Annotated in this window: 7 protein-coding genes and 3 rRNA genes; all 10 read right to left on the bottom strand. The window is 29.0% G+C overall.

The window, feature by feature from the left end:
* Positions 1 to 404: ribosomal RNA gene (locus I4U66_RS14225) — 16S ribosomal RNA — on the bottom strand; the annotation flags it as partial.
* A 533-nt stretch (positions 405 to 937) separates the two neighbouring features.
* Positions 938 to 1,564: a YesL family protein gene (locus I4U66_RS14220; protein ID WP_195929273.1), complete on the bottom strand. Its 627-nt coding sequence runs from the start codon at positions 1,562 to 1,564 to the stop codon at positions 938 to 940.
* Positions 1,565 to 1,621: 57 nt separating this feature from the next.
* The gene (locus tag I4U66_RS14215; protein WP_195929271.1) at positions 1,622 to 2,656 is read right to left on the bottom strand and encodes a LacI family DNA-binding transcriptional regulator; all 1,035 of its coding nucleotides are present in this window, start codon (positions 2,654 to 2,656) and stop codon (positions 1,622 to 1,624) included.
* Positions 2,657 to 2,720: 64 nt separating this feature from the next.
* Positions 2,721 to 4,202 (bottom strand): 4-alpha-glucanotransferase, encoded by a 1,482-nt coding sequence (gene malQ / locus I4U66_RS14210; RefSeq protein ID WP_195929269.1) that lies wholly within the window; start codon positions 4,200 to 4,202, stop codon positions 2,721 to 2,723.
* Between the two features lie 24 nt (positions 4,203 to 4,226).
* Positions 4,227 to 5,081 (bottom strand): carbohydrate ABC transporter permease, encoded by an 855-nt coding sequence (locus I4U66_RS14205; RefSeq protein WP_092923317.1) that lies wholly within the window; start codon positions 5,079 to 5,081, stop codon positions 4,227 to 4,229.
* Entirely contained in the window at positions 5,081 to 5,926 is an 846-nt protein-coding gene (locus tag I4U66_RS14200; protein ID WP_092923315.1) for a carbohydrate ABC transporter permease, read from the bottom strand. The genes I4U66_RS14205 and I4U66_RS14200 overlap by 1 nt, the downstream gene beginning before the upstream one ends.
* A gap of 184 nt (positions 5,927 to 6,110) precedes the next feature.
* A complete protein-coding gene (locus I4U66_RS14195; protein WP_166506046.1) occupies positions 6,111 to 7,457 on the bottom strand; it encodes an ABC transporter substrate-binding protein in 1,347 nt (448 codons plus the stop codon).
* A gap of 187 nt (positions 7,458 to 7,644) precedes the next feature.
* On the bottom strand, positions 7,645 to 9,903 hold the full coding sequence (locus I4U66_RS14190) for a glycogen/starch/alpha-glucan phosphorylase (RefSeq protein WP_166506047.1): 2,259 nt from the start codon (positions 9,901 to 9,903) through the stop codon (positions 7,645 to 7,647).
* 217 nt (positions 9,904 to 10,120) lie between these two features.
* A 5S ribosomal RNA gene (gene rrf, locus I4U66_RS14185) occupies positions 10,121 to 10,237 on the bottom strand.
* 138 nt (positions 10,238 to 10,375) lie between these two features.
* Positions 10,376 to 10,454: ribosomal RNA gene (locus I4U66_RS14180) — 23S ribosomal RNA — on the bottom strand; the annotation flags it as partial.

The raw sequence follows: 10,454 nt of genomic DNA, 5'->3' as shown, positions 1-10,454 counted from the left end.
CCTTCATCGCTCACGCGGCGTTGCTGCATCAGGCTTTCGCCCATTGTGCAATATTCCCCACTGCTGCCTCCCGTAGGAGTTTGGACCGTGTCTCAGTTCCAATGTGGCCGATCACCCTCTCAGGTCGGCTACTGATCGTCGCCTTGGTAAGCCGTTACCTTACCAACTAGCTAATCAGACGCGGGTCCATCCTGTACCGCAAAAGCTTTGATATTTTTACCATGCGATAAAAACATATTATCCCGTATTAGCATACCTTTCGGTATGTTATCCGTGTGTACAGGGCAGGTTACCCACGCGTTACTCACCCGTCCGCCGCTCTTTAGCAAAGAGAATCGCTCGACTTGCATGTGTTAGGCACGCCGCCAGCGTTCATCCTGAGCCAGGATCAAACTCTCAAATATAAGTTTTCCTGCTCAGACTATCATTATCTGAATATCTGGCTTGGTTTGTTTTCGATTCTTTTAAGAATCAGTTATATAAATTAACCTACTGTTTAATTTTCAAAGTTCATTTTCTCGACTTGCTTATCTTACCAGGTTATTAACCTTTAGTCAAGATTTTCTTTCGTTTTATTTTTCGTCCGTATCTCTTGGACAAGTAATACTTTATCACCATTCTAATTATTAGTCAATATATTTTTTAATTTTTTTGTGATATATTTTTAAAATTTATTTGTATAAGATTTTATTAACATTATTAACAGTGTCAAATTAAGTAAAACTCTTTCAGTCCATTTTTTATCCACATTATCAACTAATTTATTAACTTTTTTAAATTTTATCTAAGTCATAATAAACAATAAAAAATTTACTTTAATTAAGCAATGTATCGGCAAAGCGCCATGTCATAACGCCTTATCCAATTACATAAAAAAAGCATAGATTAATCTATGCTATTATATTACTTATTATTAAATAAATATATTTATACTTTTTTAATTTATATATTTATAAAATATTTTATTTAAAAATATAGAGTTAATATATGAAGTAATCCCAAATCCAATTACCATATAAAAAAATAATATATATCCAAAATAATCAACTAATGAAAACATCAATATTACACATAATAAATTCATAGTCAACATTATTATTGTATAAGGTAGGTTTTGTATTGATATAAGAATAGAATTTACTATAGTATTTTTTATAGTGTTATTAAATTTAGATATAATAGGAAATACATATGTAAAGTTAAATAAAAATATTATTCCTACTATCGTAGATATAAGCTTTAACATTACCCCCAAAGTTTTATCAGATATTAAATTAGATATGTGAAAATCTAGTAATAATACACTTCCAACTACTATCATTAATATCCATACTACAGTGCTAATTTTAAAATTCTCTTTAAATCGTTTTATAAACTCTTTAGTAACATGTACATCTTCATCTTTAACCTTTTTTAAAGCTACAGAATATGTCGCTGTTAAGGATGCTCCTATTGTTATAATTGGTATACTAAAAACTATGAATAAAAAATTTAACACTACTATATCTGTTATCTCATCTAATGTTTCCCAAAACTTGCCACCATATCTAAATAAATTATCCATAAAAAATCCTTTCTATTGGTTGTAATCATTACTTAAAATTATTCTTATTTTCCAAATTTATTTATTTAATTTAGAAGTTGATTGTCTTACAAGCAGTTTTCCTTCAAAGATTTTGTGTTGATTTTTACTTTTCTTATTAATTAAGTCAAATAATATCTTAGTGGTTTCCTTTGCCATTTCTTCAATAGGTTGACGTATTGTTGTTATAGATGGATTATAATAGTATGTAATATCTAATCCATCAAATCCTACAACAGAGTAATCTTCTGGTATTCTTTTTCCAGACTCTAGTATAGCTTTACATGCTCCAATGGCCATGCTATCAGAAATTGCATAAATCGCAGTAAATTCTTCTTTAGAGTTTATAAGTTCTTTAGTTAGATTATATCCATTCTCCATACTATATGAATTAGTGCTATCCCAAGTATATCTAATTAAATTTTCATTTATCGGGATATCCCTACTTCTTAAAGACTTTCTATATCCTTCTAAACGCAAATTACTTATACTCATATCTGTACTATATGATGCTAGAATTGCAATTTTTTTATGTCCATTATCGCATAAAAAATCTACTATCTTTTTACTTTCATATACATCATCAACTGATACCGATGAATATAAATTCTTATCTACATTATCTGTTATAGCTATCGTACTTAGTACAAATGGTATTTTTATTTCTTGTAACTTATCCTCTTGGTGTGAAAAAGATCCACCTAAAAATACTATTCCTTTTAACCTTTTTTCTTTTATAAGCTCTAAAGCTACCTCAACCTCATCTTGACTAGAATCTACTCTATGCAATATAAATGTGTATTTTCTATTTTGTATTTCTTCTTCAAATACTTTTATCATATTTTGAAAAAATGGGTTATCTATACCTTTTATTAATACTCCTATAGTTTTCGTATCTGAAAGTTTTAAATTTCTGGCACTATTATTAGGAATAAAGTTACTTTCTTTTATTACTTCCATAATCATTCGTCTAGTTTCTTCATTTATATCTGGATGATTATTAATAGCCCTTGATACCGTACTTACCCCTACGCCACATTTTTTTGCTATATCTTTAATTGTGATTGCCTTCATATCAACGGCTTCCTTTCAATTTAATATTTTAATGCATTAGCACATCAAATAATATATTTCAAAATTATTTTCTTCCATATACCTTTGTTAACATCCTTATTTTTTTTATTAAGTTCTTAGAGAAACAATTTGGTTTCATTCTCCATTTCCAGTTATCACCTAATGTAGATGGTACATTTATTCTAGCTTCATTACCTAATCCTAAATAATCTTGTACAGGTATTATACAAGTATTAGCCACACTTCTCATAGCTAAACATATAAAATCCCAGTGTATTATACTTTCCCTAGTATATTTATTGTTCATGTAATTAACACACATTCTTTTGTCTTGCGGACTAATTTCTTTATACCAACCTCTAATTGTACTATTATCATGAGTCCCTGTATATACTATACAATTTTTTTCATAATTATGAGGTAAATAATCACTTTCTTCCCTTGAATCAAAAGCAAACTGTAGAATTTTCATACCCGGGTATCCTGTATCTTTCAAAAGTTGTTTTACACTTTCTGTTAAAAACCCTAGATCTTCTGCTATTATTTCTACATCTCCTAATTTTCCTTTTATATATTTAAATAAATCTAAACCTGGACCTTTTTCCCAAGATCCATTTATAGCAGTTTTTTCTCCATATGGTATAGCATAATACTCATCAAAACCTCTAAAATGATCTATCCTTACAACATCATATAATTTAAAAGAATACTCTATTCTTTTAATCCACCACTCATAATCTGTATATTTATGATATTCCCAATAATACAGTGGATTTCCCCATAATTGACCTGTTTTTGAAAAACTATCTGGAGGACAACCTGCTACAGCTGTAGGAATACAATCCTTATCTAATTGAAACAACTCTGGATTAGCCCATGTATCAGAACTATCTAAAGCTACATATATAGGGATATCTCCTATTATGGATATTCCTCTTTTATTTGCATAAGCTTTAAGCTTGCTCCATTGTTTAGTGAATAAGTATTGTTGATACTTATAAAACACAATATCATCTTTTAACTTTTCTTCATATTTCAATATAGCTTCTTCTTTTCTTGATCTAATATCATCATCCCACTCTATCCACGACTTTGAACCAAAATAATCTTTTATCGACATATATAACGCATAATCGTGTAACCACCACTTATTCTTTTCACAGTATGCTTTAAATATTTTATTTTTACTTATGTTACTTCTTTCATAAGCCTTTTTTAAAATTTTAAATCTTGATAAATATATTTTTTCATAATCTATATATTCATTGTTACTTCCCCAGTCATAACTATTACATTCTTCTTCAGATAAAAGTCCTTCTTTAACCAATTCATCTAAATCTATAAAGTATGGGTTTCCTGCGAAAGTTGAGAATGATTGGTAAGGAGAATCACCATATCCTGTAGGTCCTAGAGGCAGTATTTGCCATAGACTCTGACCTGTTTTTTCTAATATATCTACAAAATCATAAGCTTCTTTTGAAAAACTACCTATTCCATATTTTGAGGGTAAACTTGAAATAGGTAACAACATCCCACTTCTTCTCATAATCTCTCTCCTCTACCCCTTATATTATCCTTTAACAGCACCAGCAACTACTCCTTCTATTATGTGCTTTTGACATATTAAATAGAAAATTATAATAGGAATGATTGCTAATACTAACATAGCCATCATCGCACCCATATCTCTATTTCCATTAGAACCTACTAACATTTGAATTACTACTGGTATAGTTTTGTATTTTGTAGATAAACCTATAACTAAATAAGGTAGTAAGTAGTCATTCCATATCCACATAGCATTTAGTATGGCAACAGTGATTGCAGTTGGTTTTAAAATAGGAAGAACTATGTAAAAATATGTTTGTAAAGGATTACATCCATCTATCATAGCAGCTTCTTCTATTTCTAGTGGAATTGATTTTATAAAACCACTAAACATAAATATCGATAATCCTGATCCAAATCCTAAATATAACGCTACCATACCTAACGGATTTGCTAGATGTAAAGTATCAGCTAACTTTACCATCGGGAACATTACCATCTGAAAAGGTACTATCATAGAAAATACAAATAAGTAATACAACACACTTGTAAATTTACTCTTTACTCTTGTAATGTAATATGCTGTCATAGAAGTAAAAAGTAAAATTACTACTACTGACATTATTGTAATAAAAAATGACCATCCAATAGCACTTAAAAACCCTGTTTTCTGTAAACCATTAATATAATTTGTGATACCTACAAATGTTTCTGCAGTAGGTAAGGAAAAAGGATTGTCACTTATAAAGAATTTTCCCTTAAATGAATTTACAACTATAAATATAATCGGTGCTAAAAATACTACTACTAATGCACAAAGTATAATAAATACTATATTGTCTCCTACATTCTTTTTTCTAGCCATTGTGTTTTGCATTACTGTTCAACCTCCTTCTTTCTAGTGAAGTATAATTGAGAAAGAGCTATTACCGCTACTATAACAAAGAATATAACTGCCTTAGCTTGACCAACACCCTCATAATTATTTCTTCCATAGAATGTATTAACTATATTAAGAGCTAGCATTTCTGTTTTATGCATTGGGGCTCCATTAGTTAATGCTAAGTTTTGGTCAAATAACTTAAAGCTATTTGATAAAGTTAAAAAAGTACAAATTGTAATAGATGGCATTACCATTGGTATAGTTACATTTTTTAGTGTCTGCCATTTTGTTGCTCCATCAATTTTTGCTGACTCTATTAATTCATTAGGCACACTTTGAAGCCCAGCTATATAAATAATCATCATATACCCTATCATTTGCCAATTCATAAGTATAATTAATCCTATAAAGCCATACTTTTGATTAGCAACAAGAGTCGTTCCATAATTAGCTAAAAATGAATTTATCATAGACTGCCAAGTATACCCAAGAACTATCCCACCTATTAAGTTTGGCATGAAAAATACAGTTCTGAAAAAGTTTGTCCCTCTTATCTTTTTTGTTAAAAAATAAGCAAGGGTAAATGCAAGTATGTTAACTGTTATAATAGATATAATTGTAAATATCGTAGTAAATCCAAAAGCCTCAACAAACCCTTGACCTGCTGAAAAAGCCTTTTTATAGTTTTCTATTCCCACAAATGTTGCATCACTTATTGTAATAAACTCACAAAAAGATAAATATAAACCTGTTATAAAAGGAATTATAAATGCAATAGAAAATGCAATCAGAGTTGGAATTAGAAATATCGGAAAGTATTTTTTTAGTGCTTTTTGCATAATGTTCCCCCTAATATTAATAATTTTAAACTTCTTATAACAAATTAGTTTAAAGAAAAAGCTTAAACCATAAACAAGCATTTCTCTCATCAAATAAATAGGATTTATCCTAAATTATATTAACGATATTATACTGTTATCTATGGCTAAGCCCTTTCACTTACAAATCAAATTAATTCAAAATTTATTTAGATGCTTCTTTTTCACTTGCCCATTCTTCAACTACTAATTTCTTAACATCTTCCCACTTCATATTTCCATTACAATACTCAAGTAATGCTGCACCAAAATCATCTTTAAATGTTTGGCTAGGGAAAGAAGTAAAGTTCCAGTCTACATTGTATAAATCTTTATTTCCTAAATATCTTAAAACTTCTTTAGCTAATGGATCTTGAGGTGTTTCTGAATCTTTGAAAGTATTAAATGGAGCTATGAAACCTAATTCATTTGTTACATGATTTTTACCTGTATCAGAAGTGAATAACCATTCAACAAACTCAATTGATGCTTTTTGATCTGCTTCTGAAGCTTTACTATTTATAGAGAAGAAATTTTCTGTTCCTATACAAAGTCCTTGTTTTTCTTCGCCTTCAATACCTGTATATATCGGCATAAATTTAACATTTTCTGCTTTAACAGTATTTCCTTCAACTTCTGCTATTTGACTCCATCCCCAGTTACCATTTTGAACCATTGCAGCTTTTCCAAGTGCAAATTCAGCCATTGAGTCTGAAACTGTCTTGCTACCTAATAATGTAGGTTCACAAGTTGAGTTATTTATGTATAGGTCAAATATATTTTTAAAGTTATCTGAATAAGTAAAATCTATTTTGTCTAAGTTAGATACTCCCTTATCTTTATATTCATAATAAACAGGAAGATTTGCTAAATGAGTCTGCCATCTCCAATCTTCACCAGGAGTTAGTGATGTAGAAGCAAATACTCCATCTATTCCTAATTGATCTTTTTTAGATTGCATATCTTCTGAAACTTCTTTTAATTTTGTAAAATTATTTATTTCATCTATTGATTTAGCTTTTGCACCATCTAATGCAAAGTATTTATCCATTATTTCTTGGTTGTATATTATACCATACCCTTCCTCAACATAAGGTATACCGTACACTCCATCCCCATCTTTTATAGCCATATCTTGATTTAATAATTTACTATAAAGATTTGTATCTTTTAAATCAGCACAATACTCTTTCCATGATTCATATCCTACTGGACCATTTATTTGGAATAATGTAGGAGCATCTTTTTTAGCTATTTCTGACTTTAATGTTTGTTCATAAGTTCCACTTGCAGCTGTAACTACTTTTACTTTTACACCAGTTTCTTTTTCATAATCCTCAGCAATTTTCTTCCATTGTGATTCTGATTCTGGCTTGAAGTTTAGGTAATATACTGACCCCTTACCATCTTCCTTAGCTGTACTATCATCAGAGGATGAAGAACATCCTGTTAGTGCTGCTGTTGTTAAAACTGCAGATAAAGCAATTGTTACAAACTTTTTCAATTTAATCATAGTAAATCCCCCTTTTTTAATTTTCATCCCTTTGAAGCCTTACTGGTAACGTTACCGAAAACGTTACTGATATCGGTTTCCTGACCCTTTACTTAAATATTATCATCTACAATTCTCAAAATCAAGAAATTATTCTTTTATACTTTGTCCTTTATTGTGATCATATGCAGTTTTATAATTGACTTTTCTACTGTAACTTCCAAATATCTTTATTATACTGATTTATAGTTCTATCTGAAGAAAAATAACCTGCTTTACTTATATTAACTAGCATTCTTTTTGCCCACTTATTTCTATTTTCATATTCTTTAAAGACTTCCTCTTTCTTTTTGCAATACTCATTAAAATCTAATAAAGCCATAAACCAATCTTTCCTTATTATTTCTTTATATAGCCTAATAAGATTTTCTTCACATCCAATGTGCATTAACTCTTCACTAACAATAAAATCTACTATTTCTTTTATATTTTTATCCTTTATATAAATATCAAGAGGGTCATAATCTCCATTTTCATAGTGTTTAATTACATTATCACTCTTCTCCCCAAATATAAATATATTATCATCTCCAACAAGTTCATGTATTTCTACATTAGCTCCATCTTCTGTACCTAGCGTTAATGCTCCATTTAGCATAAATTTCATATTACCAGTTCCACTTGCTTCCTTTGAAGCTAATGAAATCTGTTCTGATATATCGCATGCCGGTATTAGTTTTTCTGCAATAGTAACATTATAATTTTCAACCATTACAACTTTTAAATATTTACTAACTTCTTCATTATTATTTACAAGTTCTTGTAAACATAATATTAAATGTATTATATCTTTTGCAATAGTATATGCTGGGGCAGCTTTTGCTCCAAATATAACTGTAATAGGAGTTTTTGGTGTATTCCCTTGTTTAATTTGCAAATACTTATAAATTACATATAATGCATTCATTTGTTGCCTTTTATATTCATGTAACCTTTTTATTTGTATATCAAAAATAGAATTTTCATCTATATCTATATTTTGAGTCTTTTTAAGATAATTTTTTAATTCAACTTTATTAGAATGTTTTATATCTAATAACTTTTGAAGTACTTTTTCATCATTTATATATTTTATCAAGTCTTGCAATTTTTCTGCCTCAGCTTTAAATTCATCCCCTATCAATTCTTCTATAAACTCTGTTAATAGTGGATTACAATGAATAAGCCATCTTCTAAATGTTATTCCATTCGTTTTATTATTAAACTTTTCAGGATAAATTTTATAAAAATTATTTAATTCATTATTTTTTAATATATTAGTATGAAGTGACGCTACTCCATTTACGCTAAAACTATAGTGTATATCTATATGAGCCATATTTACATTATCATTTTTATCTATAATGTACACAGACTCATCTTCATAAATTTCTCTAACTCTATCATCTAACTCATTTATTATAGGTATAAGTTGTGGAACAACCTTTTCTAAATATTTAATAGGCCATTTTTCTAAAGCTTCAGCTAAAATTGTGTGGTTAGTATATGCACATGTTTTAGTTACAATTTTTATAGACTCATCTAATTCTATTCCTCTTTCAACTAATAAACGTATAAGTTCTGGTATAATCAAAGTCGGATGAGTATCGTTTATCTGTATTACTGCATATTCATCTAAGTCATGTAAGTTGCTTCCTTTTGCCATACACTCATCTAATATATATCTAGCACCATTACTTACCATGAAGTATTGTTGATAAATTCGAAGAAGACGACCTTCTTCATCACTATCATCAGGATATAAGAATAAAGTAAGATTCTTTTCGATATTATCTTTATCAAAATCTATACCACCTTTTACTATGCTTTCATCAATCGTTTCTATATCAAATAAATGAAGTTTATTAGTTTGATTATTATATCCTGTAACATTAATATCATAAAGTATAGATTTTAAAGTAAATTCCCCAAAATTAATATCATAAGTCGTACTGGTTTTATTCAACCACCCGACCTTATCAATCCATTCATTTTTTTCTTCTGTTTGTAAGTTATTATTGAATACTTGTTTAAATAAACCAAAATGATAATTTAAACCAATACCATCTCCTGGAATCCCCAAAGTTGCTATAGAATCTAGAAAACATGCTGATAATCTACCAAGACCACCATTTCCTAAAGATGGCTCAGGCTCTATCTCTTCTATCTCAGATATATTTTTTCCATGCTTTAATAAGATTTCTTTTACTTGATCATATATACCTAAATTTATCAAATTACTAGATAATAATTTTCCTATCAAGAATTCTGCTGATATATAATATAATTTCTTTTTGCCTTGATTTTTGATTACTTTTTTCTCGCTAAGCTCTTGAACTAATTCTAGTAATGCAAAATAAATTTCCTCATTTGAACAATCAGATATGTCTTTATTAGTTTTTAATTTTAGGCCTTCTGATAAATTCACCTACAATCCCCCTTTTTATTGACTAAATATTTTATTTAGCAATTTTGGAAACGTTATCGGAATCGTTTCCAAAATTGCTAAAATTTTTACTCTTAAGGTAATTGTAGTTTATTAAACTTTTTTTCACAACATATTTTTTTAATTTGCATTTTTTTTATAAATTTATTCCAATATTAAATACTTAAAATTTTTATATTTTTGAACGCAAAAAAAGATTACGTGGCTACGTCTTACTCTCCCAGGAGGTCGCCCTCCAAGTACCATCAGCGCTAAAGAGCTTAACTTCTGTGTTCGGTATGGGAACAGGTGTATCCTCTTTGCTATAATAACCACATAATCTTTATCTTTTAGAGTTAATACTCTGAAAACTGTATATCATCTAGAGTTAATCATTTTATTCTTAGCAACCGAAATCTTCCTTATTAAAATTTTAATAATGATTTGGTTGGCGATATAAACCTTTAGGTTTATTTTGGTCAAGTCCTCGACCTATTAGTATCGATACGCTAAATACATTACTGCACTTACACCTTCGACCTATCAACCAGGTA

Origin of the sequence: Romboutsia sp. D33t1_170424_H2 (assembly GCF_015669105.1) — a bacterium.
Lineage (GTDB): Bacteria > Bacillota > Clostridia > Peptostreptococcales > Peptostreptococcaceae > Romboutsia_C > Romboutsia_C hominis.
Note: the sequence above shows the minus strand (reverse complement) of the source record. Positions and strands in the feature narration are given on the sequence as shown.

Excerpts from the sequence above, each read along its gene's own strand:
- I4U66_RS14220 (WP_195929273.1), bottom strand. The coding sequence starts at position 1,564 with ATGGATAATTTATTTAGATATGGTGGCAAGTTTTGGGAAACATTAGAT.
- I4U66_RS14215 (WP_195929271.1), bottom strand. The coding sequence starts at position 2,656 with ATGAAGGCAATCACAATTAAAGATATAGCAAAAAAATGTGGCGTAGGG.
- malQ (WP_195929269.1), bottom strand. The coding sequence starts at position 4,202 with ATGAGAAGAAGTGGGATGTTGTTACCTATTTCAAGTTTACCCTCAAAA.
- I4U66_RS14205 (WP_092923317.1), bottom strand. The coding sequence starts at position 5,081 with ATGCAAAACACAATGGCTAGAAAAAAGAATGTAGGAGACAATATAGTA.
- I4U66_RS14200 (WP_092923315.1), bottom strand. The coding sequence starts at position 5,926 with ATGCAAAAAGCACTAAAAAAATACTTTCCGATATTTCTAATTCCAACT.
- I4U66_RS14195 (WP_166506046.1), bottom strand. The coding sequence starts at position 7,457 with ATGATTAAATTGAAAAAGTTTGTAACAATTGCTTTATCTGCAGTTTTA.